Source organism: Novosphingobium olei, assembly GCF_012927405.1.
In the GTDB taxonomy this organism is placed as follows: Bacteria; Pseudomonadota; Alphaproteobacteria; order Sphingomonadales; family Sphingomonadaceae; genus Novosphingobium; species Novosphingobium olei.
On the sequence record NZ_JABBGM010000006.1, the window covers coordinates 54,423 to 79,333 of the forward strand.

The 24,911-nt window shown below is 66.5% G+C and carries 31 protein-coding genes; 16 read left to right on the forward strand and 15 right to left on the reverse strand.

The annotated features are described in order from the left end of the window. Window position 1: 1 nt before the first annotated feature. Together HHL27_RS13995 and HHL27_RS14000 are read right to left on the reverse strand one after the other, a co-directional pair. Window positions 2-2,584 carry an HWE histidine kinase domain-containing protein gene (locus tag HHL27_RS13995; protein WP_169494248.1) on the reverse strand — a complete coding sequence of 861 codons (2,583 nt, stop codon included), beginning with the start codon at window positions 2,582-2,584 and terminating at the stop codon, window positions 2-4. Further along, entirely contained in the window at window positions 2,571-3,107 is a 537-nt protein-coding gene (locus HHL27_RS14000; protein ID WP_169494067.1) for a biliverdin-producing heme oxygenase, read from the reverse strand. The genes HHL27_RS13995 and HHL27_RS14000 overlap by 14 nt, the downstream gene beginning before the upstream one ends. A 243-nt stretch (window positions 3,108-3,350) precedes the next feature. Between HHL27_RS14000 and HHL27_RS14005 the strand changes: the two genes are divergently transcribed. The 3 genes from HHL27_RS14005 to HHL27_RS14015 all read left to right on the forward strand — a co-directional run bounded on the left by HHL27_RS14005 (window position 3,351) and on the right by HHL27_RS14015 (window position 4,887). Continuing rightward, a complete protein-coding gene (locus tag HHL27_RS14005; protein ID WP_240959815.1) occupies window positions 3,351-3,791 on the forward strand; it encodes a PaaI family thioesterase in 441 nt (146 codons plus the stop codon). A 101-nt stretch (window positions 3,792-3,892) separates the two neighbouring features. Further along, window positions 3,893-4,393 carry an RAD23 family protein gene (locus HHL27_RS14010; protein ID WP_169494069.1) on the forward strand — a complete coding sequence of 167 codons (501 nt, stop codon included), beginning with the start codon at window positions 3,893-3,895 and terminating at the stop codon, window positions 4,391-4,393. Between the two features lie 89 nt (window positions 4,394-4,482). Then, the gene (locus tag HHL27_RS14015; RefSeq protein WP_169494070.1) at window positions 4,483-4,887 is read left to right on the forward strand and encodes a GFA family protein; all 405 of its coding nucleotides are present in this window, start codon (window positions 4,483-4,485) and stop codon (window positions 4,885-4,887) included. Window positions 4,888-4,891: 4 nt separating this feature from the next. Here the strand turns inward: HHL27_RS14015 and HHL27_RS14020 are convergent, their stop codons facing one another. From HHL27_RS14020 to HHL27_RS14035, 4 genes are all read right to left on the reverse strand, one after another. Continuing rightward, window positions 4,892-5,380, reverse strand: coding sequence for a hypothetical protein (locus tag HHL27_RS14020; RefSeq protein WP_169494071.1), 489 nt, complete (start codon window positions 5,378-5,380; stop codon window positions 4,892-4,894). Window positions 5,381-5,554: 174 nt separating this feature from the next. Further along, window positions 5,555-5,830, reverse strand: coding sequence for a hypothetical protein (locus HHL27_RS14025; protein ID WP_169494072.1), 276 nt, complete (start codon window positions 5,828-5,830; stop codon window positions 5,555-5,557). 266 nt (window positions 5,831-6,096) lie between these two features. After that, complete coding sequence (locus tag HHL27_RS14030) at window positions 6,097-6,525, reverse strand: OsmC family protein (RefSeq protein WP_169494073.1); 429 nt, start codon at window positions 6,523-6,525, stop codon at window positions 6,097-6,099. A 112-nt stretch (window positions 6,526-6,637) separates the two neighbouring features. Beyond that, window positions 6,638-6,940 (reverse strand): alkylphosphonate utilization protein, encoded by a 303-nt coding sequence (locus HHL27_RS14035; RefSeq protein ID WP_169494074.1) that lies wholly within the window; start codon window positions 6,938-6,940, stop codon window positions 6,638-6,640. 77 nt (window positions 6,941-7,017) lie between these two features. Between HHL27_RS14035 and HHL27_RS22725 the strand changes: the two genes are divergently transcribed. After that, window positions 7,018-7,614 carry a GNAT family N-acetyltransferase gene (locus tag HHL27_RS22725; RefSeq protein ID WP_169494075.1) on the forward strand — a complete coding sequence of 199 codons (597 nt, stop codon included), beginning with the start codon at window positions 7,018-7,020 and terminating at the stop codon, window positions 7,612-7,614. Here HHL27_RS22725 and HHL27_RS14045 read toward each other — a convergent pair. From HHL27_RS14045 to HHL27_RS14080, 8 genes are all read right to left on the reverse strand, one after another. Continuing rightward, entirely contained in the window at window positions 7,565-8,032 is a 468-nt protein-coding gene (locus tag HHL27_RS14045) for a DoxX family protein (RefSeq protein WP_169494076.1), read from the reverse strand. The two genes, HHL27_RS22725 and HHL27_RS14045, sit on opposite strands and share 50 nt — an antisense overlap. After that, window positions 8,029-8,469, reverse strand: a complete 441-nt coding sequence (locus HHL27_RS14050; protein ID WP_169494077.1) for a cupin domain-containing protein — start codon at window positions 8,467-8,469, stop codon at window positions 8,029-8,031. Before HHL27_RS14050 ends, HHL27_RS14045 begins: the two co-directional genes overlap by 4 nt. Before the next feature lie 52 nt (window positions 8,470-8,521). Continuing rightward, the gene (locus tag HHL27_RS14055) at window positions 8,522-8,884 is read right to left on the reverse strand and encodes a hypothetical protein (protein ID WP_169494078.1); all 363 of its coding nucleotides are present in this window, start codon (window positions 8,882-8,884) and stop codon (window positions 8,522-8,524) included. Window positions 8,885-8,994: 110 nt separating this feature from the next. Next, window positions 8,995-9,183 carry a hypervirulence associated TUDOR domain-containing protein gene (locus HHL27_RS14060; protein WP_338114908.1) on the reverse strand — a complete coding sequence of 63 codons (189 nt, stop codon included), beginning with the start codon at window positions 9,181-9,183 and terminating at the stop codon, window positions 8,995-8,997. A 40-nt stretch (window positions 9,184-9,223) separates the two neighbouring features. Next, entirely contained in the window at window positions 9,224-9,427 is a 204-nt protein-coding gene (locus tag HHL27_RS14065) for a hypothetical protein (RefSeq protein ID WP_169494080.1), read from the reverse strand. A 117-nt stretch (window positions 9,428-9,544) separates the two neighbouring features. Further along, a complete protein-coding gene (gene dapD, locus HHL27_RS14070) occupies window positions 9,545-10,381 on the reverse strand; it encodes a 2,3,4,5-tetrahydropyridine-2,6-dicarboxylate N-succinyltransferase (RefSeq protein WP_169494081.1) in 837 nt (278 codons plus the stop codon). Window positions 10,382-10,418: 37 nt separating this feature from the next. Further along, complete coding sequence (locus tag HHL27_RS14075) at window positions 10,419-11,108, reverse strand: pyrimidine 5'-nucleotidase (protein WP_169494082.1); 690 nt, start codon at window positions 11,106-11,108, stop codon at window positions 10,419-10,421. A 10-nt stretch (window positions 11,109-11,118) separates the two neighbouring features. After that, on the reverse strand, window positions 11,119-12,264 hold the full coding sequence (locus HHL27_RS14080; RefSeq protein ID WP_169494083.1) for a PQQ-dependent sugar dehydrogenase: 1,146 nt from the start codon (window positions 12,262-12,264) through the stop codon (window positions 11,119-11,121). Here HHL27_RS14080 and HHL27_RS14085 point away from each other — a divergent pair. The 5 genes from HHL27_RS14085 (at window position 12,263) to folP (ending at window position 17,318) form a co-directional block, all read left to right on the forward strand. Beyond that, entirely contained in the window at window positions 12,263-12,898 is a 636-nt protein-coding gene (locus HHL27_RS14085; RefSeq protein WP_169494084.1) for a ribonuclease HII, read from the forward strand. The two genes, HHL27_RS14080 and HHL27_RS14085, sit on opposite strands and share 2 nt — an antisense overlap. Before the next feature lie 212 nt (window positions 12,899-13,110). Then, the gene (locus tag HHL27_RS14090; protein ID WP_169494085.1) at window positions 13,111-14,253 is read left to right on the forward strand and encodes a site-specific DNA-methyltransferase; all 1,143 of its coding nucleotides are present in this window, start codon (window positions 13,111-13,113) and stop codon (window positions 14,251-14,253) included. Window positions 14,254-14,329: 76 nt separating this feature from the next. Next, on the forward strand, window positions 14,330-14,647 hold the full coding sequence (locus tag HHL27_RS14095; RefSeq protein ID WP_169494086.1) for a hypothetical protein: 318 nt from the start codon (window positions 14,330-14,332) through the stop codon (window positions 14,645-14,647). 421 nt (window positions 14,648-15,068) lie between these two features. Further along, entirely contained in the window at window positions 15,069-15,899 is an 831-nt protein-coding gene (locus tag HHL27_RS14100; RefSeq protein ID WP_169494087.1) for a 23S rRNA (adenine(2030)-N(6))-methyltransferase RlmJ, read from the forward strand. A 303-nt stretch (window positions 15,900-16,202) separates the two neighbouring features. Beyond that, window positions 16,203-17,318, forward strand: coding sequence for a dihydropteroate synthase (gene folP, locus HHL27_RS14105; protein WP_169494088.1), 1,116 nt, complete (start codon window positions 16,203-16,205; stop codon window positions 17,316-17,318). Between the two features lie 192 nt (window positions 17,319-17,510). Here folP and HHL27_RS14110 read toward each other — a convergent pair whose 3' ends face one another. After that, on the reverse strand, window positions 17,511-18,941 hold the full coding sequence (locus tag HHL27_RS14110) for a sigma-54-dependent transcriptional regulator (RefSeq protein WP_169494089.1): 1,431 nt from the start codon (window positions 18,939-18,941) through the stop codon (window positions 17,511-17,513). Window positions 18,942-19,167: 226 nt separating this feature from the next. On the opposite strand from HHL27_RS14110, the gene HHL27_RS14115 reads away from it, so the two are divergent. The 7 genes from HHL27_RS14115 (at window position 19,168) to HHL27_RS14140 (ending at window position 24,873) form a co-directional block, all read left to right on the forward strand. Further along, entirely contained in the window at window positions 19,168-19,290 is a 123-nt protein-coding gene (locus HHL27_RS14115; RefSeq protein ID WP_169494090.1) for an aa3-type cytochrome c oxidase subunit IV, read from the forward strand. Window positions 19,291-19,297: 7 nt separating this feature from the next. Further along, window positions 19,298-20,428 carry an NAD(P) transhydrogenase subunit alpha gene (locus HHL27_RS14120; RefSeq protein ID WP_169494091.1) on the forward strand — a complete coding sequence of 377 codons (1,131 nt, stop codon included), beginning with the start codon at window positions 19,298-19,300 and terminating at the stop codon, window positions 20,426-20,428. A gap of 13 nt (window positions 20,429-20,441) precedes the next feature. After that, window positions 20,442-20,726, forward strand: coding sequence for an NAD(P) transhydrogenase subunit alpha part 2 (locus HHL27_RS14125; RefSeq protein ID WP_169494092.1), 285 nt, complete (start codon window positions 20,442-20,444; stop codon window positions 20,724-20,726). Continuing rightward, window positions 20,726-22,141: an NAD(P)(+) transhydrogenase (Re/Si-specific) subunit beta gene (locus HHL27_RS14130; RefSeq protein WP_169494093.1), complete on the forward strand. Its 1,416-nt coding sequence runs from the start codon at window positions 20,726-20,728 to the stop codon at window positions 22,139-22,141. The genes HHL27_RS14125 and HHL27_RS14130 overlap by 1 nt, the downstream gene beginning before the upstream one ends. Before the next feature lie 206 nt (window positions 22,142-22,347). After that, window positions 22,348-23,040: an aspartate/glutamate racemase family protein gene (locus HHL27_RS22470; protein WP_240959816.1), complete on the forward strand. Its 693-nt coding sequence runs from the start codon at window positions 22,348-22,350 to the stop codon at window positions 23,038-23,040. Then, the gene (locus tag HHL27_RS14135; protein WP_338114909.1) at window positions 23,037-24,206 is read left to right on the forward strand and encodes a deoxyguanosinetriphosphate triphosphohydrolase; all 1,170 of its coding nucleotides are present in this window, start codon (window positions 23,037-23,039) and stop codon (window positions 24,204-24,206) included. The genes HHL27_RS22470 and HHL27_RS14135 overlap by 4 nt, the downstream gene beginning before the upstream one ends. After that, window positions 24,199-24,873 (forward strand): NAD(P)H-binding protein, encoded by a 675-nt coding sequence (locus HHL27_RS14140; protein ID WP_169494095.1) that lies wholly within the window; start codon window positions 24,199-24,201, stop codon window positions 24,871-24,873. The genes HHL27_RS14135 and HHL27_RS14140 overlap by 8 nt, the downstream gene beginning before the upstream one ends. Window positions 24,874-24,911 lie beyond the last annotated feature (38 nt).

Below are 24,911 nucleotides of genomic sequence, written 5' to 3' on the forward strand. Positions count from 1 at the left end.
CTCAGCGCTTGCCGTCGCCCGCTCCGGCGGCGGCGAGCGCACGTGCCGCCGCAGCCGCAATCTGGCTCGCGCTGTAGGGCTTCTGCACCATCGGCACGTCGTCGAACCCTTCGATTTCCAGCGTGTCGCCCAGTCCGGTCATGAACGCGAACGGGATGCCACGCTCGCGCAGCCGCTCGGCCACGGGCAGGCTCGTGGTGTCGCCCAGGTTGTAATCGAGCGCGGCGAAATCGGGCGCCGCCTGCTCGACCAGCGCCAGCGCTTCCTCGGTCGTCGGCGCCACAAGCACGTCGGCGGCGCCGAGGTCGAAAAGGTGGCTTTCGGCATCGAGCGCGATGATCATGTTGTCTTCGGCCAGCAACACCTTCAGCCCCTTGAGCGGAGCGGCGTCGGGCTGCGGCGGGGCAGGGCGCGGGCGTTCGGCTGCAGGCGTGCCACCGGTTCCGATCACGTGCCGGGCCGGAATGCGGAAGTGGCCTTCGAAGCCGTGACGGCGATATTCGATCGAGGCCTCGCCCCCAAGGTCGTGGGGGATCGAGGTCTCGATGATCACCGATCCGAACCCGCGCCGCGTCGGCGGAGCGACCGGCGGTCCACCGCTTTCGACCCAGTCGAGCAGCAAGTCGCCCTCTGCATCGCGCCGCCACGAGATCAATACCGTGCCCGTGTGCTCGCCCGAAAGCGCGCCATACTTGGCAGCGTTGGTCATCAGCTCGTGGAACACCAGCGCCAGCGCGGTGAAGGCGACCGGCTCGACCAGCATGTCGGGCCCCTTCATCACCAGCGCCTCGCGCCGTTCGTCGAGATAGGCGCTCGCTTCCACGTCAAGCAGTTCGATCAGGCTGGCCGGGCCCCAGTGGTCGCGCGTCACCTGATCGTGTGCGCGCGCCAGCGCCTGAACGCGGCCATCGAGGTTGAACACGAACTGCTCGATGGTCGCGCTCGATCGCTCGGTCTGCGAGATCAACCCGCGGATCAGCGACAGGATGTTGCGCACGCGGTGGTTCAGCTCGGCGATCAGCACTTCCTGCCGGTCGTGCGCCCGCTCACGCTCGAGCGCGGCATCGTCGGCCAGCCGCAGAAGCACTTCGAGCATGCCGTTGCGCAACGTTTCGGCCACTTGCCGCTCGGCTTTGGTAAAAGGCAGGCTGGTCCCCTGCACCAGCCGTGTCCACGCCTCGAAGCTCTTGCGCGGGGTCAGCCGGTCGCCGTTGGGCCCATGCTCGACCGACTTTTCCGGATTGCCGGCCCAACGCACAGTGCGCAGCTGCTCGGCGCGGAACAGCACGATGTGGTTGCGCGGCGCGCGCGACAGCGGGATCGCCAGCATGCCCGCAGCGATATCCGCGTGGACCCGCGCCGCCGGCACCAGGCTGGCGATGGAATCGGTCGCCACCACGTTTCCCGCCGCCTCGGCGTTGAGATAGTCGAGGATTTCGCCGCACTGCTCGATCGTCGGGGTCAGGCCGCTCAGCGATACGTCGCCTTCCAGGAAGACCGCCACGCCATCGGCAGGGATCAGCTCGAACGTCACTTCGCCCAGCCAGGCCGGATCGTTCAGCAGCGAGGGGTTCTGCGCCACCGTCGCCATGATCCGGTCGCTCGCCCGCCTTGCGCGCAGCTCGTATTCACTCGTCTCGCTGCGCAGCCGGCTTTCGAGCATGAACGAAAACAGCTGGCCGAACAGCTCGGCGGTCGTCCGCATGCCAAGATTGGGCAGCCGCGGACCGTAGTGGTGGCACGCAAACAGTCCCCACAGCCTGCCTTCGACGATGATCGAGATGGAAAGCGACGCACCAACGCCCATGTTGCGCAGGTATTCGACGTGGATCGGCGAAACCGCGCGCAGCAGGCCGATCGACTGGTCGAGCGCGGTGCCCCGTGCGCTTTCGGCCGAAAGCAGCGGCACCGGCTGGGCGGTGACGTCGGCGATCACGCGGAAGATGTTGCGCAGATACAGCCGCCGGGCCTGCGCCGGAATGTCGGACGCCGGGTAGTGCAGGCCGTAGAAGCTGTCGATGCCGGGCGAAAGCGCTTCGGCCACGACTTCGCCCGATCCGCTTTCGTCGAAGCGGTAGACCATCACCCGGTCGAACCCGGTCAGCGATTTAACCTGCCGCGCCGCTTCGCGCAGGAACGACTGCGTCGTTTCCGCCTGCCGCAGCCGCCCGGTGAAGGTGCGCATCAGGTTGCCGGCTTCGGCGGCATTGCTCGACGCAGGCTCTGCCTCGACGACGAACTCCTCGCCCGAAAAGTGCACCGCCACGTCATATGCGGTGCGCCGGTCGAACAGCTTCACGCCAAACAGCCGCTCCACCGCATCGCCGCCACGCAGCAACTGCATCCGCTCGCGCAGCGCCACCAGCGCGCCGGCGTCGAAGATCTCTTCCGCCTCGCGTCCCAGCGCGTCCTCGGCTGACAACGTCGCGAAATCGCCGAGGTTGGCAGAGGCACGGCGCACGCGGGATTCGGCATCGAGCGAGACCAGCACGCCGAACGGCTGGATCGTTCCAAGGATGTGGATCGGCTCGCGATCGCAGTTGGTCAGGTCGACGGGGTCGTCAAGGCGATCAACGGTATGCAGCTTGAACCTCCTGCGCTGCGGCTTGGAACAGGGCAAAGGCACGACTTGCGCCTTCGAGGGCGCGCTGCCGCCAAGGCGTGCCGCCCTCGCTTCCCTTGCTCTCGAGCAGGGTCAGCAGCGCCTGCCACTGTCCCGGCGCCGCGCGCGAGGTGAGATAGCCATTCGGAAGATCGTCCGAAACATCGCGGGCCAGCACAGCAGCACCCATCCGCGATCCTTCGAGAACGTAAAGCGCGCCAAGCCGTGCCGCCTCGTCGCGGGGCCATTCCAGCGCGGGCGCCGCGGGCACCGGTTCGGCAAGCGCGTGCAGGTCTTCTACCACGGCCTCGCTGCGCCCGCGCCAGCCAGGCAACAGCGCGCCCGCGCCGATCCAGCGTTCAAGCGGCAGGAGCGCCCGGCCGTGGGCGGCAAGGAAGTCAGCGTAGGAGGAGCGGTCGCTCAGGCGAAACGACGCAAACGCGTCATCAACGCGCGCATGATCGTCACGGGTGCTATCGCGCAGCCACGCCCGGATCTCACCCACGCGAAGGATTCCGTCGGACTCCGTCCGACCGTGACAACCTTCTTACGAAATCTGGGGTCATCTTGCCTTCGTTCAGCGCGCCAGACCGCCACTACGCATGAATACGGTTCCCGGTTCCCGTCCGCTGACAAAAAGTCGCAATGCCCGCGGTGCAACAAATTGCTTAACCGATTACTTGACAGAATGGCGCAGCGCAGCCCACCCACTGCAGCCACCGACACGCATTGCAGGAAAATGACGATCATGGCGCAAACCATCACGCCGCCAAACGAAATGCTCGCAACGCTTGGCCTGCAGCGGATCGTGTCGATGACAGGTGGGCGTTCGCGCATGGAATTCCTCGCCGGCATGCACATGTGTCATTCCGGGGGCGTGGTGCAGGGCGGGTTCGTCAGCGGCTGGATAGACGCGGCGATGGCCCACGCCATTCTGGGGCTCCACCATGAAAGGGGGGATTTCGATGTCTCGCCGATCTCGCTCGAACTCAAGATCAGCTTCTTCGCTCCCGCTCGTCCCGGTCTCCTGGTCGCGGAGGGCTGGATAGAGCAGGGCGGGCGTTCGACCTGCTTTGCCGAAGGCCACTTGCTCGATACTTTGGGCAAGGTTCTGGCGAAGGGCACCTCGACCATCCGCCTCATGTCCAACGCGAAGATTGAGGCTGCCAGCCGCGCCGCGCTCGGCTGATCATCGCCCAATGCGCCAATTGAGCGGCGACAAGGGCTGCCACTTGGTCTAGGCTTCATCCTGGACGCGACACCGGATCAATCGATCAAGGGTGATTGGCGATGCCTGTCCTGCGTACCTCTTTGCTGCAAACATCTGTTGCTGTTCTTCTCGCCGGAACCATGCTGGCTGGCTGCTCGGGCGGTTCGCCAGAAGTTGCGCCAAGCGCAGAGCCAAGCGCACTTGCCTCGATCGATGCTGCTCCTTCAGCGACGCCGGCCCCCGTTGCGACGGCGGGCGATGGTGATGGACAGGGGGACGCCAAGGTTGCCGGCACGGATTACAACGCCACTGCGGAAATTCCCTGCGGCGGTGGCAAGACCTGTAAGGCCGGCGTCAACCGTCAGGCCGAAACCGGGCCCTACATCGACGTGACCAAGCCCGACGGGCGCCCTCGCACGCTGTTCTTCGCCAGGGACGGCAAGTTCCTCAGCATCAATTCGGCGCAAGCGGATGGTTCGGCCGGATTCAAGGTGTCGTCGCGCAAGGATGGTGACACGACGATCATCGATGCCGGCCCCGAACACTACGAGGTGCCCGACGCCTTCCTGCTGGGCGACTGACGGCTTAATCGCCCGGTTAATTCGGGTTGCCGCCTGGCGAACGCTGGTGCAATCAGCGTCTCCACGTAATTCGAAAAAGGAAAACGGTCATGGGCGAACACACCGGCGGCTGCCTCTGCGGCGCGATCCGCTACACCATCGCGATCGATCCGCCGATCCAGGCCGTCTGCCATTGCAAGAACTGCCAGAAGCAGGCGGGCAGCGCCTATTCGATGCTTGTCGGCGTGCCCGAGTCAGCGATCGCCATCACCGGTGAGCCCAAGGTCTACATGGACAAGGGCGACAGCGGCGCGTCGGTTACCCGCCAATTCTGCGGCACCTGCGGCTCGCCGCTGTTCTCGCTTGTCGAAAGCGCGCCGGGGCTGGTCTTCGTCAAGGCAGGTACGCTCGATGATACAACCGGGTTCAAGCCCTCGGCGCAGTTCTGGACCAAGAGCCGGCAGGACTGGGTCGATCTTGGCGCCTTGCCTGGGTTCGAAACCGTTCCAGGCTGATCGCTCAGGCAGGGGCGACGTCGCCTTGCGTGCCGTCGTCGGCCGGCGCTTCCCCGACATCGTCGTCATAGGGGGACACATCGCGCGCCTCTCTCCGGTCGTCGCCACCATCGTCTCCGTCATCGACCGCTATCGTGTCGTCATACGATGGATCGACTGCGCGATCGTTGTGTGATGAATCGCTGCGCACATCATCCATGCGCCAGTCGTCATCGTCGGCAAACCGCGCGCTCGCGGGCGGCAGCGCCTCTTCGTTATAGCCGTGCAGCCAGCGCTGCGCCGGATAGACTTCGTAGGTCGAGGCCGAGAAATAGGGCGCGCCTGCCGCCTGGTCCTCGCCGGGCACGGTGAGCCGCTGTGCCGTCGGCAGCCGCCATGACGGTTCGGGTGCATCGAGCATCCGCGTCGGCGTTGTCGCTGCCAGAACGCCACCGAAGGCAAGGCCACCAGCCACCAGCATCATCGGCAGGCGATAGCGCAGGTTCTTCGCCACAGATCGTCTCCATCGCCCCGCCCGCGGCATCAATCCGCGAAAGCGCAGCGATGTTCCCGCCCGACGCGGTGGCGGAACTCCAGAACGCGAAAGCCCCCCGCCTTGTTCGGGCGGGGGGCTTCCGGAATTGTGGCGACACCGGGCGCTGTTGCACCCGGCGCGATCGCGACAGCCTTACTGGGCGTCGACGATGATGCCGGCCTTCTTCGCTTCGGCCAGCGAGAAGGTCACCGGCTTGTTGTTGAAGGTGCCTTCGACGACCTTCTTGCGCACGTGCAGTTCGAACGGAACCTTGCCCGAATAGGCGGTGCCGCGGACAACCTGCTCGCCGTCCTTGGTTTCGGTGGTGTAGCTGTACTCGACGCCCTTGTGCTTGAAGGTGTCGGCGTTGGCGACAGCCGGAGCGGCAACGAGGAGAGCGGCGGCGGTCAGTGCGAAAGTCTTGATCATGGCAATATCCCTTTTTCTGCGTCGCGGGGATGCCGCGGCGAGGCTGGATCTTGCCTTCGAGCACCCATCACTTTGTTCTGGTTGCAGTGCGATATAGGGATGCTGCAGGTGCGAGCAATTGCAATCGTCGCTGCTCCGGTTGCGACAAATGCAATTGGGTTGCGTTTTGGTACTGAATGCGAAGATTTGCGCGAAAAATCAGGCAATCGCCGTCGCCTGCAAGTGGCCGGACCTGCACTAAGGAACAGGTCCGACCGCGAGCGACGTTATGCCGAGAGCGTCTTTTCGAGCGTGATCTCGCACGAAAGAAGCTTCGAGATCGGGCAGTTTGCCTTTGCTTCGTCGGCAATCCGTTCGAATTCCGCCTGATCGATGCCGGGGATGTTCGCGCTGAGCGACAGCGCTGACTTGGTCACCGCAAACCCGCCATCCTGCTGGTCGAGCGTTACCTTGCAGGTCGTCTCCAGCGTGCCGTCCTTGTGGCCCGCGCGGTCCAGGGCAAAGCTCGTCGCCATCGTGAAGCAGGCTGCGTGCGCTGCAGCAATCAGCTCTTCGGGATTGGTGCCGGGCTTGCCCTCGAAGCGGGTGCCAAAGCCATAGGGCTGGTCGGACAGCACGCCCGAACGCGTGCTGATCGCGCCCTTGCCGTCCTTGCCGAAACCGTCATAGCGCGCCGAAGCGGTGCTGGTGGGCATTGGGGAATTCCTTTCGTCTGGAAACGTCGTGGCAGACACGCCGTCGCCAGCAAACGCAGCGCGTCTCTCCCCGTTCCGCACTCGCCGTTCCGCGCCGCGTGCGGATCGCGGATCAGCGCTTGCGCACGAACTCCGCGCGCAGGACCAGCCCCTTGATCCCGTCGAACTTGCAGTCGATTTCCTGCGCATCGCCGGTCAGGCGGATCGACTTGATCAACGTGCCGCGCTTGAGCGTCTGGCCCGCGCCCTTGACGTCCAGGTCCTTGATCAGCGTCACCTGGTCGCCATCGGCCAGCAGGTTGCCCACCGCATCGCGCACTTCCACCGCGCCTTCCGACGCACGCCTGACGGCAAGCTCGCTCGCCGGCAGCCATTCGCCGCTGTCTTCGTCATAAACGTAATCGTCGTCGCTCATCGCGTGATCCCCCTGCAGTTTCCCGTTGCGCCCCGCAGCGCCCATGGCATGTTCCCGGCAAAAGGGAAGGGAAGTTCGTGGATCGCACCATCATCCGCCTCGGCGCCGAACACCGTGAACGCGCCGTGGCCACGCTTGCCGCCGCGTTCCAGAACGATCCCGCCATGTGCTGGATGCTTCCCGATACCGCCAACCGCGCGCGCCGCCTGCCGCGACTGATGGGCTGGATCTTCGACGATCACCTTGCCAACGCCACCGTGCTGGGCACGCCCGGTGCCGAGGCGGTCACGCTGTGGCGCCCGCCGGGCCTGATCCATGTCCACGCCCCGCTGACGCCGGGCGCCATCGTCAACTTCGTCTCGATTCTCGGCACCGCCGTGCTGCGCGGCGAGAAGCTCGACCGCACGATCGGCAAGCACCTGCCCAAGGGCGAGAACTGGTTCTACCTCCGCATGGCCGGGGTCCATCCCGATTACCAGGGGCAGGGCCTTGGCGGCCTTGCCATCCGCGCGGGGCACGCCATGGCGGCCGAGCGCGGGCTGCCGGCCGTCCTCGAGACTGCGACCGAAAGCAACGTCGGGCTCTACATGCGGCTCGGCTACACGCTGCTCAGCGAATGGGACGTCAGCGCGCGCGGTCCGCACTTCTGGACGATGACGAACGCGAACCCGTGATCGATCCGGCCCTGATCGATCGGCCACCGAACGGCCAGTCGATCGCCCCGCTGCACCATAGCGCCAGCCACACCAGCAGAGGCTGCGCGAACATGCGCGGCACGTGGTAGGCAAGGCCAAGCCCGTGGTCGGAGCGGCCCATGTCCATGGCGAAGTGATGGATGTTTGCGGGAAACACGCAGACGGCATAGGCGGCAAGGCCGATTCCGCCCCACGCCCGCAGTCGTAGCGACCACCCCTGCGCCAGCGCCGTCGCACCCGCCAGTTCGGCAAGGCCGGTCAGCAGGATGACGGTGGCGGGGAAGGGCACCCAGTCTGGCGTGATCGTCAGGAACGGCTTCGGGATCATCACGTGCAGCACGCCCGCCAGCGCGTAGAACAGCACCAGCACCCAGCGCAGCACCGTGCGCGCCGTCATGCTCCGGGCTCCCAGCCTGCCGGGGCGAGCGCGAAGCCGGCAAAATCGAACCCCGGTGCCACCACGCACGACACCAGCGCATATCCGTGCGTGCCATCGGGTGCCGTGGCCGCCGCCTGCCAGTGCCCCGTCGGCACGACCAGCTGCACCGCGTGTCCAGCCAGCACGTCGGGCCCCAGCACGGTCGTCGTCACCGGGACGGCATCGCCCGGCGCGATGCGCAGTTGCACCGGATCGCCGGCATGCCAAAGCCAGATCTCGCTAGCATCCACCGTGTGCCAGTGCGAGGCTTGCCCGGCTTCGAGCAGGAAGTGGATCAGCGTCGCTGTTGGACGCCCGCTTTCATTGGCGGGGCCACGCCAGGTCTGGCCATACCAGCCCCCTTCGGGATGGGGTTGAAGTTTGAGCTTCTCGATCAGGTTGCGCGCCGTCGTCATCGCACGAACCTTGCCACGCGCTTGCTGCCTGTCAACGCAGGGGATTGGCGCTTCACCAGGCTGCAGGGGCAAGCCGTAGCGGCCCACCGTCGAGCGATTCCCAGCCAAGCCGAGCGATCACATCATTGGCTTCGCGCGCGCTGCGCCCTTCGGCAAGCGACCATGTGATGTGCCAGGTTCCGCCATCGGTGCGCGTGGTACTGCCATCCAGCGCCACGACCAGCGCTTCGCACCCTTGCCCGTCGTCGCTGCGGCCGACCACCCGGGCGTTTCCGATGCGCGGCGGCAGGGGACTTTCAGTCGAACCCTCGACATGGCGGGTCACATGGTGGGCCACGGTGCGCGCATAGCGCGGCGGAAAGCGCTCAAGCAGCTGTGCGCGGCAATCTTCTTCGACAATCCAGCCCACGGCCATCGCGGCGCACTCCCCGGTGCAGAAATCATGTCCTCCTGCAATTACAACGCATTGCGCGCCCCGGGTTCCAGCCCGAAGCGCGCAATGCGACGAATCTGAATGTGTCGAGCCTAGTGGTGTGAAAGTTCGGAGGCGCGTTTCAATGCCTTGCCGCCGTCTTCCTGCTCCACCAGCACGGCGGGGTTGTCTGCCGTGCCATTGCGGCTGATGCGCTTGCCTTCGATCGTGCGCGATACGCGCCGTTCGAAAACCTCGGCAACCTTGCCCTTTGCGGTGCCGGAGCCCCAGTGCCAGGTCACCGGGGCTCCCTTGCGAAATGTCTTGCCACTCATCTTCGGATTATGCCGCCGGCGTGGCCTGCCCGCTGATCGGGCCGTTCTTGTCGGGCTGGGCCGAGGTCAGCGCTCCGGTGATCCAGATCGCCGACAGCGCCAGCACGGCGAGCGTTACCCCGATCAGCAGCACCCAGCGCATGATGTTGCGCGTTTCGCCGCTGCGGGCTTCCTCGGTGGTGAGGTGCGTTTCTGCGCCCTGACGTTCCATGACGGGCTTCTCCTGTTCGGCGGGGCGATGATGCGCCCCATGTTGCCGAACCTACGCCCGTAGCCGCATCGGGTTCCTGTCCCATATGGGCGGGAACCCGCTGCGCAAGGCTCTGCGTCAGTCGCGCAGCAGCTCGTTGATGCCGGTCTTGCTGCGGGTCTGCGCATCCACCGTCTTCACGATCACGGCGCAGTACAGCGACGGTCCGGGCGTGCCGTCGGGCAGCGGCTTGCCGGGCAGCGAACCCGGCACGACCACGGCATAGGGCGGCACGCGGCCGATGTGCACTTCGCCGGTCGCGCGGTCGACGATCTTGGTCGAAGCGCCCAGGAACACGCCCATCGAAAGCACCGCGCCTTCGCCCACGATCACGCCTTCGGCCACTTCCGAACGCGCGCCGATGAACGCGCCATCCTCGATGATCACCGGCCCGGCCTGCAGCGGCTCCAGCACGCCGCCGATGCCCGCGCCGCCCGAAATGTGCACGTTCTTGCCGATCTGCGCGCACGAACCGACCGTCGCCCAGGTGTCGACCATCGTGCCTTCATCGACGAAGGCGCCGATGTTGACGAAGCTCGGCATCAGCACCACGCCCTTGGCGATGTGCGCGCCCTTGCGCGCCACGGCGCCGGGCACCACGCGGAAGCCTGCGTCGCGGAAGCGGTTCTCGCCCCAGCCTTCGAACTTCGAAGGCACCTTGTCGAACGCCGGCGCGCCGCCCGCGCCATGCTCGATCACGGCGTTGTCGTTCAGGCGGAACGACAGCAGCACCGCCTTCTTCAGCCACTGGTTGACGTGCCATTCGCCGTCCACCTTCTCGGCCACGCGCACCTTGCCGGCATCGAGCAGTTCGAGCGCTTCCTCGACCACCTTGCGCACATCCGCACTGGCGGGGGTGACGTCGGCGCGTGCTTCCCAGGCGGCTTCGATGGCGGCTTCGAGCTGTGCGGTCATGGCAGGGTCCTTGGCGTTTCTGATTTCGGCGCGGCGGTTAGCCGAGGGGGCGCGTAACGGCAAGCTCCGCCAGCACCGCGTCGAGCCACAGGCCCAGATCGTCGATCACCAGATCGATCGCTGCGTCGTCCTTGGCCTGACCGCCCCATTCGGTGGCGGCGTCCAGCCACACCGTCTGCATCCCCAGCGCCTTCGCCGGGGCCAGGTTGCGCGCCGAATCCTCCACGAACACCGCGCGTTCGGGATCGATGCCCAGCGCGTCGACGATCCCGCTATACGCGCTCGGCTCGGGCTTGGGCCGGTATTCCATCGCGTGGATGTCCCACATCCCGTCGAAGCAGTGCGCAATGCCCAGCACGTCGAGCACGCGGCCCGCGTAGGGCGCATCCCCGTTGGTGAAGATCACCCTGCGGCCCGGCAGCGCCATCAGCTGCGCTTCCAGCCGCGGGGCCTGCTCCAGCAGGTCCAGATCGATGTCGTGGACGTATTCCAGCCATTCGTGCGGGTTTACGCCGTGATAATGCATCAGCCCCGAAAGCGTCGTGCCGTGGTCGTGGAAGTACAGCTTCTGCACCCGCCGGGCCTCGGTCGCGTCGCAGCCCAGCAGGTCGGCGATGAACTTGCCCATCCGCACGTCGATCCGGTCGAACATGTTGAGCGCGGGCGGATAAAGCGTGTTGTCGAGATCGAAGATCCAGCAATTCACGCGCGTGGGGTCGAAGGGCATCACTCGGCTTTCATCGGGGGGTCAGCTTGCGCAGGCGCCCCGGGTCCCCGTCCTCGAGCACCCAGATCGCGCCATCGGGCCCCTGTTCGATCTCGCGGATGCGATTGTCCAGCCCGATCCGCTCGACCTCCTTCGCTTTCTCCCCTTCGATCTTCACCCGCACGATGCCCGCCGCCGCGAACGAAGCGATCAGCACCTCGCCCTTCCAGTCCTTGAACAGGTCGCCGTCGTAGATGATGAAGTCGCCGGGCGCGATCACCGGGTTCCAGCTGATCGCCGGCGCGGCAAGGTCGGGCCGCGTCCTGTGGCGCGGGATCGCCTTGCCGTCATAGTGGTCGCCATCCGAAACCAGCGGCCAGCCATAGTTCCTGCCCGGCTCGATCAGGTTCAGCTCGTCGCCACCCGCCGGCCCGTGCTCCAACTCCCACAGCCGGCCCTGGTCGTCGAACTTGATGCCCAGCAGGTTGCGGTGGCCATAGGACCATATCTCGCGCGCAACGCCGCCCTTGGCCGCGAACGGATTGCCCGCGGCGGGCGTCCCGTCGAGATTGAGCCGCAGCACCTTGCCCAGGTTGTTCGACAGGTCCTGCGCGGGGGTGAACTTCTGCCGCTCGCCCGATGTCAGGAACAGGTACTTGCCGTCGGGCGAAATGGCGATGCGGTGCGAAAAGTGGCCCCGCCCGGTCACCTTGGGCACCTGCCGCCAGATCATCTTCAGGTCCTCCAGCTTCGGCGCGTCGGCGGGCTTCAGCACCGCCGTGCCCAGCACCGCGCCGCGCGTATCGCTGCTGCCCGCTTCCACCCAGGTGAGGTAGACCTTGTGGCTTGTCGCATAGTCGGGCGCCGGCATCACGTCGCCCAAGCCCCCCTGTCCACCATAGTCGACCGGCGGCACGCCGCCGACTTCCACCACCGGGCCGCCTTCACGCCACCATTTCAGCCGCCCCGCCTTTTCCGTGATCAGCGCGCTGCCATCGGGCAGGAACGCCATCGCCCACGGCTCCTTGAAAGTGCCCTTGTCCTCGATGCGTAAGTGCGCGGGCTCGGGCGAGGGCGCCTGTGGCTGGGGGTCGTTCTGCGCCGATGTTGGCGCGCTGCAGCTTGCGAGCAGCAGCGCCAGCGGCGATAGGGCGGACAGGATCGGATTGAATCGCATGGTTTCCACAATGCCCGACGCGCGCGAAAGTGTCATGCTCCCCAACGGGGTCACCATCGGCGTGGACGAAGCCGGCCGCGGCCCGCTGGCAGGTCCCGTGGTCGCCGCCGCCGTCGTTCTGTGCAAGCCGCGCCCATCGGGCCTCGATGATTCCAAGAAGCTGTCCGCCGCCCGCCGCGCCGAACTGGAAGAACGCATCAAGCGCCGCTGCCGCTGGGCGGTGGGCGTGGTGGACGTCGCGGATATCGACCGCCTCAACATCTTCGGCGCCACGATGCTCGCCATGACGCTCGCGGTGCAGGCGCTGTGCGAACAGCTGGCCGATGAACCGGTGGGAGAGGTGCTGATCGACGGCAACCTCACCCCACACGGCCGCCGCCCCGAATGGTGCTGGCCCGCCCGCCCGATCGTCGGCGGCGATGCGATCGAACCGTGCATCTCGGCCGCCTCGATCATCGCCAAGGAACACCGCGACCGCCTGATGCGCGAAGCCGCGCGCGAACACCCGCACTATGGCTGGGACCGCAACGCCGGCTACGGCACGCCCGAACACCTCGCCGCGCTGCGCACCCACGGCCCGACCCCGCTGCACCGCCGCAGCTTTGCCCCCGTGGCGCAGCTCGTGCTGCTGTGAGCCGCGAAACTTTTCGATCCAAGAGTCCTTCGCGCCACACCACCACATCTTGAGTCCGCACCGCATCGCCGGACTCAACATCTAGCTTCGGACTCGTTCCGTTCTCATCGATTGGCCAGCGCGACTCGCGGGAATCCGCCGAGTCGCCGCTTGACGCGAGTCCCCGCTTCGGTCAGATTCCGGCTCCTCCCTCAAGGAAAGAGACCCAGACCATGACGATTGCGGTGAAGCCGCGCGCCCGCGCGCTCCGGACCAGGGACGAAGCGATCGTCGCCGCGCCGGTGCTGCCGTTGAACCGCATCCTGCGCGGCGACTGCATCGCCGAGATGCGCGCGCTGCCTTCGGGCTCGATCGACATGATCTTCGCCGATCCGCCCTATAACCTGCAGCTGGGCGGAGACCTTGCCCGGCCGGACGGCAGCCACGTCGAAGCCGTCACCGACGATTGGGACAAGTTCGACAGCTTCGCCGCCTATGACGCGTTCACCCGCGAATGGCTGGCCGAAGCGCGCCGCCTGCTCAAGCCCAACGGCTCGATCTGGGTGATCGGCAGCTACCACAACATCTTCCGCGTCGGCGCCATCCTGCAGGACCTCGGCTTCTGGATCCTTAACGACATCGTCTGGCGCAAGGCGAACCCGATGCCCAACTTCAAGGGCACGCGCTTCACCAATGCGCACGAGACGCTGATCTGGGCGGCGAAGAGCGAGAAGGCGAAGTACACCTTCAACTACCGCGCGATGAAGACGCTGAACGATGAACTGCAGATGCGCTCTGACTGGGTCCTGCCGATCTGCAGCGGGCAGGAACGCCTGAAGCGCAACGGCGCCAAGGCCCACCCCACGCAGAAGCCCGAAGCGCTGCTTTACCGCGTGCTGCTTTCGACCACCAACAAGGGCGACGTGGTGCTCGATCCCTTCTTCGGCACCGGCACCACCGGCGCCGTCGCGAAGCGCCTCGGCCGTTCGTTCATCGGCTGCGAGCGCGAGGACGCCTACATCGAAGTGGCCGAGGAACGCATCGCCGCCGCGCTGCCCCTGGATGAAAGCGCGCTCACCACGATGCAGTCCAAGCGCACCGCGCCCAAGGTCGCCTTCGGCCAGCTCGTCGAAGCCGGCTGGATCGCGCCCGGCACCCGCCTGTTCGACAAGAAGCACCGCCTCTCCGCCACCGTCCGCGCCGACGGCTCGCTCGCCGCCGACGGCATCGAGAGCGGCTCGATCCACGGCGTCGGCGCCAAACTGCAAGGTGCGCCGTCGTGCAACGGCTGGACCTTCTGGCACCTCGAGCACGAAGGCGAGATCAAGCCCATCGACGCGCTGCGCCAACGCTACCTGCTGGCGGTGGAGGACTGACGGGGAGGGGGACGCACAGGCAAACGTCGGGTCACGCCCCCTTGCGGACGTTGAGGGGCGATGCGAGAACGGAGCAATGGAAACCGAGCAACCCGAATGGCTGCGCGTGCAGAATGAAAACAAGCGCCGTAGCAGGAACCTGACTAAAGCCACGTTCTTCGCTTATCTGACCTTGGCCCTGATTGGATGTCCGATTATCCTTATTGGGACACCCCTGTCGCCAATAGAGGTCGCGATTTTTTCAATTTGGTTCGCACTCGTCTTCATCGTGGCTGTATTCATTATTCGGCCACGAACGCGCGTCGGCTCGGTCTCTCGTTATACCTGCAACATCATTGCAACGATGACCGCCATCGTGTCGTCGCTTGGCTGCCTCGCTGCAATCGCGCGGTAACTGGTTCTCACCGCTGTCCGTCGTCGCCCCGTGCTTGACACGGGGCTTGGCTACTTCGCGCTCTCGCCTTGCGCCGCCGCTTACGGATATCCGTGCTCCCGATGCTCCAGCCGATGCAAACGTCGTCCTCGATCGGCGCGAAGTGCCATTAGCGGCACCATTTCCTAACCGGAAAAACTGAACTGAAAGCCAAGCCCCGTGTCGAGCACGGGGCGACGGATAGTGGGCTCGATCGCTCAACTGCCAATCACCCGATACCCGTCACCCCGGGCTTGACCAGGGGTCCCGCTTCCTGGCCAAACGCCCCAGGCTTCCGCAACTCAAACGCAGAAGTGCTTTCAAGCTTTCCGCCGGGCGTTTACCGGGGCAACTCATCCTCCCGCGCCAGGCGTTACCGCTGCGCGCACAAACGCAGTCACACATGAACTACCGCCACTCCTTCCACGCCGGCAACAGCGCCGATGTCGTCAAGCACGCCCTGCTGATCGCGCTGGTGCGCGCGCTGCAGATCAAAGAAAGCGCGCTCACCCTGATCGACACCCACGCCGGCTGCGGCATCTACGACCTCCACGGCGATGCGGCGCAGCGCACGGGCGAGTCGGCGCAGGGCGTGGTGCGCGCCTTTGCCGCCGCCAATCCCCTGCTCGCCGACTATCGCACGGCGGTGCGATCAGTGAATGCGGGCGAAGAACCGCTGCTCTATCCCGGCTCGCCCCGGTTCCTGTCCCAGCTGCTGCGCGCGCAGGATGCGCTGATTCTCAACGAAAAGCATCCCGAGGACGCGCTGGCCCTGCGCGATGCGATGCGCGGGATTCCCGCCGCCGTCCACCAGCGCGACGCCTATGAGCTCTGGCTGGCGATGGTGCCGCCCAAGACCCCGCGCGGCGTGGTCGTGGTCGATCCGCCCTACGAACAGACCGACGAGCGCGACCGCATCGCCACGACGCTCGCCGCCGCCCATCGCAAGTGGGCACATGGCGTCACCGTGATCTGGTATCCGCTCAAGGACCGCGCCGCCCACGCACGCTGGAAGGAAAAGCTGCGCCGGCTCGGCATCCCCAAATTCCTGAACGTGGAGCACTGGCTTTACGATGCCGACCAGCCCGGTATCTACAACGGCGCCGGCCTGTTCATTGTCAACCCGCCCTACGCCTTTACGCAGGACCTGCTGCCCTTGCTCGAAGCCCTGCGCACCGCCCTCGCGCCCGAAGGCCACAAGGGCACGCTCAAGGCCGAATGGCTGGTGCGGTAAGGGCAGGGCTGCGGCCGTCGCGCGCCAACCTCCCAACCCGTATGGCTTGAGCCCGTCGGCTGCTGTCCCTTCGCCAAGGATGCCCTGCCGAACGAAGGACAATCCTTTGACAAGCTCAGGATGGACGGTGAGGCGCGGATCAATAAGGACCCGATGACGCGCGGAATAGCCCCTAACCGGCGCTCCCGCCCGCAACCGTCCGCCCTGAGCTTGTCGAAGGGCTGCCTTTTTCCCCCGACGCGAACGCTGGATCGCCCCCCGATACCTTCCCCTACCGCACGCCCCGCGATACCAAGCCGCGCCATGACCCAGCGTCTTTACCTCCGCCCGATCGCCTTTGCCGATAGCCCGCAAAGCGAACATGGCGCCGCCGTCCGTCTTGCCGGCGGCCTCGTCTATGCCAGCCGGTTCGCGCTGATCGTTAGAGAGGGCGGGAAGGTTGCCTCGCGCACCATCGTCGCCGCGCCCGATGTGCCCGGCGCACTGTCGCGGCTGCCCGATGCGCTGGGGGTGCAGGGCGAAGCGCAATGGTCCGCCCTGCGCATGGTCCATCCGCCGCTGCAGTGCGGCGCGCGCACCCTGCGGCTCGATCAGCCGCAGGTCATGGGCATCCTCAACGTCACGCCCGACAGCTTTTCGGACGGCGGCAAGTTTCTCGACGATCCATCCGCTGCATTGGAACACGCCCACGCCATGCTCGAAGCGGGCGCCTCTTTGATCGATGTCGGCGGGGAATCCACCCGCCCCGGCGCCGCTGCCGTGTGGGAGGGGGACGAAGTCAAGCGCGTGGTTCCGGTGATCGAGCGCCTGGCCGCCAGCGGCGCGGCGATCTCGATCGACAGCCGCCGCTCCAGCGTGATCGAAGCGGCGCTCGCCGCGGGCGCGCAGATCGTCAACGATGTTTCGGCCATGCGCCACGATCCGCGCACGCTCGACGTCGTCGCCCGTTCGGGCGCGCCGGTCGTGCTGATGCACGCGCCGGGCGGGGAAGGGGACCTGCACGCCGATGGCGACTACGCCGATGTCGTGCTCGACGTGTTCGACTGGCTCGCCGAACGGCGCGACGCCGCCGTCGCCGCGGGCATCGCGCGCGATCGGATCGTGCTCGATCCCGGCATCGGCTTCGGCAAGTCGCTGGGCGAAAACCTGGCGTTGATCAACGCGCTGCCGCTTTTCCATACGCTCGGCCAGCCGGTGCTGTTCGGCGCCAGCCGCAAGCGGCTGATCGGCGCGCTGTCGAACGAAGCGCCGGCGCACCAGCGCCTCGGCGGATCGCTCGCGCTGGCGCAAAGGGCGTTCGATGCCGCTTGCCAGGTCGTGCGGGTCCACGATGTCGCCGAAACGGTCCAGGCGCTCCACGTTTGGCGGGGCTTGCGCGATGCCGCGCTGACCGACTTTTCGCATCTCGGCGGCGATTGATCCTTAGCTGACGTGTGCGTCAGGTATTTTGCGCTTTCCTACACCCACCGGCATGCGCACAATCGCCGTGTTATGGAAGAAAATCCTCTTTACTCAGTATCTTGTCTTGAAGAGGCAGGGTCCGAGCCGGGACCCGGATTATTGCTCCAGGACCGTGTCAACCCCGTCAACCCCCCTGCCTTTCACGCCACCTCAGGCCGCGCGGTCGGGGGCCGAATCAATGCCGAGTTCGGACAGCTTGCGGTACAGCGTGGACCGACCGATCCCGAGCCTTCGGGCGACTTCGGTCATCCGCCCGCGATAGTGGCCGATGGCCAGGCGGATGACGTCGGCCTCGATGTCCTCCAGCGGACGCAAGTTGCCGTCGGGGGCGAACAGGGTGACGCCCGCGCCGTCGCCGAACTGCGGGGCCGGGCGGGGGGCATCGCCCACCACGCTGGACAATTGGGGGAAATCCTGCGCGGTCAGCATCTCGCCGTCGCAGAATACGGCAGCGCGGAACAGCGTCGCCTGCAGCTGGCGCACGTTGCCCGGCCAGTCATAGGCCGACAGCAGCGCCAGCGCGCCGTCGGTCACGCCCAGCGGGCGCAAACCGGGCTGCTCGCCGATGCGGGCCAGGAAGTGACGGGCCAGCGCTGGAATATCGGCCACGCGCTGGCGCAGCGGGGGCAGCAGCACCACGTGACCCGACAGCGCATCGGCCAGCGCGGGGCTGAACATGCTGGCGTCGGCCAGGTCGCGCAGCGATGCGTTGGCGCACAGCAGCAGGCGTACGTCGACCCGGAACGAATGGCGCGCGCCGATCGGCTGGACGTCGCCGCGTTCCAGGAACTGGGCGAAGCGGTCCTGCACGCTTTCGGGCAGGCGGTCGATCTCGTCGATCACCAGCGTGCCGCCGTCGGCCTGCTGCAGCGCGCCGGCCTGCCGGTCGAACGCTCCGGGGAAGGCGCCCTTTTCGTGGCCGAACAGCACGGATTCGATCTGGTTGGCGGGGATGCCGCCGGCATTGACGATGCGCAGCGGCGCCTTCGAACGCGGGCTCGCGGCGTGCATCGCGCGGACCAGCATTTCCTTGCCGGTCCCGCTCTCGCCTTCGATCAGCACGGTATTCTGCGTCCGCGCGGCCTTGGCGGCCACCGCCAGCGCGGCGCGGAAGGCGGGGGCGGCGCCGATCATCGAATCGAAATCGAGCGCGGTGTCGAACTTTTCGGTCAGCGGCTGCAGCTCGGCGCTCGGCTGTTCGCGCGTCGTCGCGCTGCGCAGCGCCAGCAGCAGCCGGTCGGGCGAGACGGGCTTGATCAGGTAGTCGGTGGCGCCCGCCCGCATGGCTTCCACCGCAAGCAGCGGCGAGGCGCTGTTGGTGACCATCAGGATCGGCAGCGCCGGGCGGCGCGCCTTCAATTCGGCGATCAGCGCGCAGGCTTCGTCGCCCACCGCGCTCTGCTGGAGCATGATCGCGCCCAGCTGCATGCCCTGCCGCGTGCCGAGCGTGGCGATCCCGGTTTCGGCATCGCGCGCCACGATCGTGCGCCAGCCTTCACGGCCGGCAAGCGCTGTGACAAGGCGGCACTGCGCGGGGTCGCTGTCGATCAGCAGCAGCAGGCGATCTTCGGGCTCGGCCATCGTGGAAACGTCTCTCGCAATCCTGTCCGCGCCGGCGCCCCCTTCTTTTGGAGAGCCCCTCATTTGGACAGGCGCACTGATAACCGGATCGGGTAAAGACGCGATTAAGCGAAACCGCCGCGCCCTTTCGGTTATCGCGCAGGGCAAGCCTGTGCTTGAGTCGTGCTGGGTCCTGTGGTTAGAGCATGCGCCGCGCTGCAGCGCAGTATTTTGAGGGAAACGACGAATGGCTCCTGCAAACGACATGAAGGCCGCGAACGCGACCTACGAAGGCTTCATCAACATGATCAAGTATTCGACCCCGGTGATCATCGCGATCGTCGCGTTCGTCATCCTGATCATCCAGTAAGCTCATCATGGCGGGGGGAACCACCATCGCCGTCCTGCGCGAGCGGGCGGAAGGCGAAACGCGCGTCGCGGCAACGCCCGAGACGGTGAAGAAATTCATCGCGCTGGGCGCAGCCGTGCGGATCGAGAGCGGCGCAGGCGCCACGGCTTCGATCGGGGACGACGACTATCGTGCCGCGGGCGCCGAAGTCGTGGCCGAAGGCGCGGCGCAGGGCGCGGACATCGTGCTCGGCGTGCAAGGGCCCGAGGTGGAGCTTCTCGCCGGGGCAAAGCCCGGTGCGTGGGTTGCGGCGGGGCTAGACCCCTTCCGCCGCCGCGACCGGGTGGATGCCTATGCCGCCGCCGGGTTCGAGGCGCTGGCGATGGAATTCATGCCGCGCATCACCCGTGCGCAGAGCATGGACATCCTCTCGTCGCAATCGAACCTTGCGGGTTACAAGGCCGTGCTGGTGGCGGCCGACCATTATGGCCGCGCCTTCCCGATGATGATGACCGCCGCCGGCACCGTTTCGGCGGCGAAGGCTTTCGTCATGGGCGTCGGCGTTGCCGGGCTTCAGGCGATCGCCACCGCCCGCCGTCTTGGCGCGCAGGTCTCTGCGACCGACGTGCGTTCGGCCACCAGGGAACAGATCCAGTCGCTGGGCGCCAAGCCGATCTTCGTCGAGAACGTCGCCGGGATCGAGGGCGAGGGCGCCGGCGGCTATGCCACCGAGATGAGCGAGGAGTACCAGAAGGCGCAGGCCGAACTGGTTTCGAGCCACATCGCCAAGCAGGACATCGTGATCACCACCGCGCTGATCCCGGGCCGGCCTGCGCCGCGGCTGATTTCGGACGCGCAGATCGCCAGCATGAAGCCCGGTTCGGTCATCTTCGACCTCGCCGTGGCGCAGGGCGGCAATGTCGAAGGCTCGGTGGCGGACCAGGTGGTCGTGAAGCACGGCGTCAAGATCGTCGGTTATTCGAACACGCCGGCGCACCTGCCGGCTGACGCTTCGGCGCTGTTCAGCCGCAACCTCTACAACTTCCTCTCCGCCTTCTGGGACAAGGAGCAGGGCAAGCCCGTGCTCGACGAGGAAATCGGCAACGCCATCCGCCTGACGCACGGCGGCAAGGTGGTCAACGAACGTCTGCTTGGCTGAGGGGGCCGGACCAATGGACTTCATTTCAATCCTTAGCATCTTCGTGATGGCCTGCTTCGTGGGCTATTACGTGGTCTGGTCGGTTACCCCGGCGCTGCATACGCCGCTGATGGCGGTGACCAATGCGATCTCCTCGGTGATCGTGGTCGGCGCGCTGGTCGCTTCGGCGGCGGAAGGGTCTGCCGTTTCGAAGTGGCTGGGCCTTGGCGCCGTAGTGCTGGCTTCGGTCAACATCTTCGGCGGCTTTGCCGTGACCGAGCGCATGCTTGCGATGTACAAGAAGAAGGAGAAGAAGTGATGGAACACGTCGCTTCGGTTCCTTCGTGGGCGATGCTCGCCTACCTCATCTCGGGCGTGCTGTTCATCCTGGCGCTGCGCGGGCTTTCCAGCCCGGCGACGAGCCGCGCGGGCAACCGCTATGGCATGATCGGGATGACCATCGCGATGGTCACCACGCTGGTCACCCATGGCATCGCCAGCCTGCCGGAAATCGCAGGCGCCATCGCCATCGGCGGCGGCGTGGGCTTCGTGACCGCGCGCAAGATCAAGATGACCGACATGCCGCAGCTGGTGGCAGCGTTCCACTCGCTGGTGGGCCTTGCTGCCGTGCTGGTGGGCCTTGCCGCCTACCTCAACCCCGGCGCGTTCGGTATCCTTGGCGCCGACGGCCTGATCGAGCCGCAGAGCCGCGTCGAGATGGGCCTTGGCATCGCGATCGGCGCGATCACGTTCTCCGGCTCGATCATTGCGTTCCTCAAGCTTGCCGGCAAGATGAGCGGTTCGCCGATCCTGCTGCCGGGTCGCCACGTGCTGAACCTCGGCACGCTGATCGCGATCCTCGGCCTTGTCGCCTATTTCACGCAGGACCAGAGCCAGTGGGTGATCGCCACGATCACCGTGCTCTCGTTCCTTATCGGCTTCCTGCTGATCATCCCGATCGGCGGCGCGGACATGCCGGTGGTCGTCTCGATGCTCAACTCGTATTCGGGCTGGGCCGCGGCGGCGATGGGCTTCACGCTCCACAACACCGCGATGATCATCACCGGCGCGCTGGTGGGCTCTTCGGGTGCGATCCTTTCGTACATCATGTGCAAGGCGATGAACCGCGGGTTCCTCTCGGTGATCGCAGGCGGCTTCGGCGCGGAAGCGGCTGCCGGCGGCGGCGCGGCCAAGGAGCAGCGTCCGTGGAAGCGCGGCAGCGCCGAAGACGCCGCCTACATGATGAAGGAAGCCGAAAACGTCATCATCATTCCGGGCTACGGCATGGCGGTTTCCCAGGCGCAGCACGCGCTGCGCGAAATGGGCGACGTTCTGAAGAAGGAAGGCGTCAACGTGAAGTACGCCATCCACCCGGTGGCAGGCCGCATGCCCGGCCACATGAACGTGCTGCTGGCCGAAGCCAACGTGCCCTATGACGAAGTGTTCGAGCTGGAGGACATCCAGAGCGAATTTTCGCAGGCGGACGTTGCTTTCATCATCGGCGCCAACGACGTGGTCAATCCGGCGGCCAAAACCGACAAGTCCTCACCCATCTACGGCATGCCGGTGTTCGACGTGGACAAGGCCAAGACGATCTTCTTCGTCAAGCGCTCCATGGGCGGCGTGGGCTATGCCGGCGTGGACAACGACGTGTTCTACATGGACCAGACCATGATGCTTCTGGCCGACGCCAAGAAGATGGTCGAAGACATCGTCAAGGCGCTGGCGCACTGATCTTCGCGCTTTGATTTGGGATAGCATGAACCGGGGGCGACAAGGTGCGCCTCCGGTTCACGTCTGTCGGCGTGGTGCGCCACGCGAAGCGGTGGATAGCCGCGATGAAGCGGTGACAGCGGCCCGGGGGCCGCTTGCCGCTCGCGCGGCGGTTGCGTAAGCCCCGGCGGGACAGGGGGACCGTCATCCCGCGGGGAGAATTCACGTTGCGCAAGATTGGCCTGATCGGAGGCATGAGCTGGGTTTCGACCCGGACCTATTACGAACACATCAACAAGCTGGTGCAGGCGCGCACCACCAAGCTCGCCAGCGCGCCGATGCTGATCGAGAACCTGGACTTTACCGACCTTGTCCGCCTTTCGACGCCTGAGGAATGGGCGCGCGCAGGCGACGTGCTGGAGGCGAGCGCGAAACGTCTGGAACAGGCGGGCGCCACCGCAATCCTGATCGGCGCCAATTCGATGCACAAGGTCTACGACCGGATCGCTGCGGGGGTCGGCGTGCCGGTGCTGCACATCGCCGATGCGGTGGGGCGGAAGATGCAGGCGGCCGGCGTGAAGACCGCCGCGCTGATCGGATCGCGCAACGTGATGGTCGAAAGCTTCTATCGCAAGCGGCTGGTCGAGCACGGCATCACGCTGCTGCCGCCGGTGATGGACAACGTCGAGGAAATCGACCGCATCATCTACGAGGAGCTGATGCAGGGCCGCGCCACGCGCAGCGCAGAACGCACCTTCCGCACGATCCTGACCAACATGGGGCAGGCCGGCGCGCAAGGCGTGGTGCTGGGCTGCACCGAGCTCGACATGGTGATCGACGTCGATGCCAACGTGCTGCCGATCTACGACGGCACGCGCATCCATGCCGAGGCCGCAGTGGAGTGGATCCTGGGCGGGTGAGCCAACGCGCGCCTTACGCTTCGGACCCGGCGCGCTCGCGCGGGCGGGAATACGGGCTCGAGCCGGAAACGGCGCGCGGGCCCCGTTCCGCGTTCCAGCGCGACCGCGACCGCATCGTCCATTCGATCGCGTTCCGGCGACTTCGCCACAAGACACAGGTGTTCATCGCGCCCGATGGCGACCACTATCGCGTGCGGCTGACGCACAGCCTGGAAGTCGCGCAGATCGGCCGGGTGATCGCGCGGACGCTGGGGCTGGACGAGGACCTGACCGAGGCGTTGTGCCTGGCGCACGACATCGGCCATCCGCCGTTCGGCCACGCGGGCGAGGACGCGCTGGAAGAGGCGCTGGTCGGCGCCGGCGGGTTCGACCACAACGCCAATTGCCTGCGCGTGCTGATGCGCCTTGAAAGCCCGTACTGCGGGCACGAGGGGCTGAACCTTTCGTGGGAGACGCTGGAAGGCATCGCCAAGCACAACGGGCCGATCCACGAACCGACCTGGGCCCTGGCCGAGCTGGACGCGGCGTTTCCCCTGAACCTTGCCAGCCATGCCTCGCTCGAGGCGCAGGTGGCGGCGATCTCGGACGACATCGCCTACGACAATCACGACATCGACGATGGCCTGCGCGCCGGGTTCCTGACGATCGATGACCTGATGGAGTTGCCTTCGGTGGAGGCACAGTGGCGCACGATCGAACAGCGCTTTCCGGGCGCCCCGCGCGAGCGGATGCAGCGCGAGCTGGTGCGCGGGCAGATCGGCCGGATGGTCAACGACGTGATCGCCGAAACGCAGGTGCGGATCGCGGCGAGCGGCGTGCAGTCGGTCGAGGACGTGCGGGCCGCCGGGCAGACGCTGTGCCGCTTCTCGCCGTCGATGCGCGAGGAAGAGCGCACGCTCAAGAAGTTCATGTACGACCGGCTCTACTACCACCCCGAACAGATCGCCGCGGCGGAGCGGGCGCGGCACGTGGTGTCGCGGTTGTTCGAAGCCTATCGCGCAGATCCGGCGGCGATGTCCGAAGATTGGGCCGCGCGATTGCCCGAGAGCGAGCCTGCCCGAAGCCGGCACATCGCCGACTTCATCTCTGGCATGACCGACCGCTATGCGGCAGACTGCTATGCCAGGCTGTTCGGGGAAGTGCCGGAGGGGTTGCGCAATGTCTGAGCCGAGACGCGTGCTGCTGGTCGGAGCGACAGGCCTTGTCGGACGCGAGGTAATCGCGGCCTGCGCGACGCGGGCGGACATCACGCTGTCGGGGCTTGCCCGGCGGGAGATACCGCTGCCGCAAGGCGCGCGGATCGAGCTGCTGCTGGCCGACACCGCGCACTGGCCGCAGGCGATTGCCGATGCGCGACCCGATACGGTGGTGGTGGCGCTGGGGACCACGATCAAGGCAGTGGGTGGCGACAAGGCGAAGTTCCGTGCGGTGGACCACGATCTTGTGCTGACTTGCGCGGAAGCCGCCAAGTCCGCCGGGGCGCGGCAACTTATCCTCGTCTCGTCCGTGGGTGCCGAGCTTTCTTCGCGCAACTTCTACCTTTCGGTGAAGGGAGAGGTGGAGGATCGGCTGGCCAAGCTGCACTTCGCCCGGCTCGATATCCTGCGCCCCGGCCTGCTGCGCGGGACGCGCGAAGGGCCAGTGCGCCCGGCCGAGCGGCTGGGCATGATCCTGAGCCCGCTGGTCGACCGGTTCCTGCGCGGAAGCCTTGCGCGCTATCGTTCGGTGCGGGCGCGGGACCTGGCGCGGGTGATCGTGGCGCTGATCGGCGCGCGTCCCGATGGGCGGTACGTGCACCACAACCCCGAATTCCGGCGGTTGCTGGCGCGCTGAGGGGCCGTTCCACCGAAAAGGCGGCGGCCCTGCATTGA

Bases quoted from the DNA above. Each gene is read 5' to 3' on its own strand.
- HHL27_RS14050 (WP_169494077.1), bottom strand. From the start codon at position 8,469: ATGACGACGGCGCGCAACCTGATCGAGAAGCTCAAACTTCAACCCCAT.
- HHL27_RS14025 (WP_169494072.1), bottom strand. From the start codon at position 5,830: ATGATCAAGACTTTCGCACTGACCGCCGCCGCTCTCCTCGTTGCCGCT.
- HHL27_RS14085 (WP_169494084.1), top strand. From the start codon at position 12,263: ATGGTTTCCACAATGCCCGACGCGCGCGAAAGTGTCATGCTCCCCAAC.
- HHL27_RS14005 (WP_240959815.1), top strand. From the start codon at position 3,351: ATGGCGCAAACCATCACGCCGCCAAACGAAATGCTCGCAACGCTTGGC.
- HHL27_RS14080 (WP_169494083.1), bottom strand. From the start codon at position 12,264: ATGCGATTCAATCCGATCCTGTCCGCCCTATCGCCGCTGGCGCTGCTG.
- HHL27_RS14100 (WP_169494087.1), top strand. From the start codon at position 15,069: ATGAACTACCGCCACTCCTTCCACGCCGGCAACAGCGCCGATGTCGTC.
- HHL27_RS14130 (WP_169494093.1), top strand. From the start codon at position 20,726: ATGGAACACGTCGCTTCGGTTCCTTCGTGGGCGATGCTCGCCTACCTC.
- HHL27_RS14055 (WP_169494078.1), bottom strand. From the start codon at position 8,884: ATGGCCGTGGGCTGGATTGTCGAAGAAGATTGCCGCGCACAGCTGCTT.
- HHL27_RS14065 (WP_169494080.1), bottom strand. From the start codon at position 9,427: ATGGAACGTCAGGGCGCAGAAACGCACCTCACCACCGAGGAAGCCCGC.
- HHL27_RS14120 (WP_169494091.1), top strand. From the start codon at position 19,298: ATGGCGGGGGGAACCACCATCGCCGTCCTGCGCGAGCGGGCGGAAGGC.
- HHL27_RS14030 (WP_169494073.1), bottom strand. From the start codon at position 6,525: ATGCCCACCAGCACCGCTTCGGCGCGCTATGACGGTTTCGGCAAGGAC.
- HHL27_RS14140 (WP_169494095.1), top strand. From the start codon at position 24,199: ATGTCTGAGCCGAGACGCGTGCTGCTGGTCGGAGCGACAGGCCTTGTC.
- HHL27_RS14035 (WP_169494074.1), bottom strand. From the start codon at position 6,940: ATGAGCGACGACGATTACGTTTATGACGAAGACAGCGGCGAATGGCTG.
- HHL27_RS14090 (WP_169494085.1), top strand. From the start codon at position 13,111: ATGACGATTGCGGTGAAGCCGCGCGCCCGCGCGCTCCGGACCAGGGAC.
- HHL27_RS14010 (WP_169494069.1), top strand. From the start codon at position 3,893: ATGCCTGTCCTGCGTACCTCTTTGCTGCAAACATCTGTTGCTGTTCTT.
- HHL27_RS14110 (WP_169494089.1), bottom strand. From the start codon at position 18,941: ATGGCCGAGCCCGAAGATCGCCTGCTGCTGCTGATCGACAGCGACCCC.
- HHL27_RS14095 (WP_169494086.1), top strand. From the start codon at position 14,330: ATGGAAACCGAGCAACCCGAATGGCTGCGCGTGCAGAATGAAAACAAG.
- HHL27_RS14115 (WP_169494090.1), top strand. From the start codon at position 19,168: ATGGCTCCTGCAAACGACATGAAGGCCGCGAACGCGACCTACGAAGGC.
- dapD (WP_169494081.1), bottom strand. From the start codon at position 10,381: ATGACCGCACAGCTCGAAGCCGCCATCGAAGCCGCCTGGGAAGCACGC.
- HHL27_RS14075 (WP_169494082.1), bottom strand. From the start codon at position 11,108: ATGCCCTTCGACCCCACGCGCGTGAATTGCTGGATCTTCGATCTCGAC.
- HHL27_RS14045 (WP_169494076.1), bottom strand. From the start codon at position 8,032: ATGACGGCGCGCACGGTGCTGCGCTGGGTGCTGGTGCTGTTCTACGCG.
- HHL27_RS14015 (WP_169494070.1), top strand. From the start codon at position 4,483: ATGGGCGAACACACCGGCGGCTGCCTCTGCGGCGCGATCCGCTACACC.
- HHL27_RS14125 (WP_169494092.1), top strand. From the start codon at position 20,442: ATGGACTTCATTTCAATCCTTAGCATCTTCGTGATGGCCTGCTTCGTG.
- folP (WP_169494088.1), top strand. From the start codon at position 16,203: ATGACCCAGCGTCTTTACCTCCGCCCGATCGCCTTTGCCGATAGCCCG.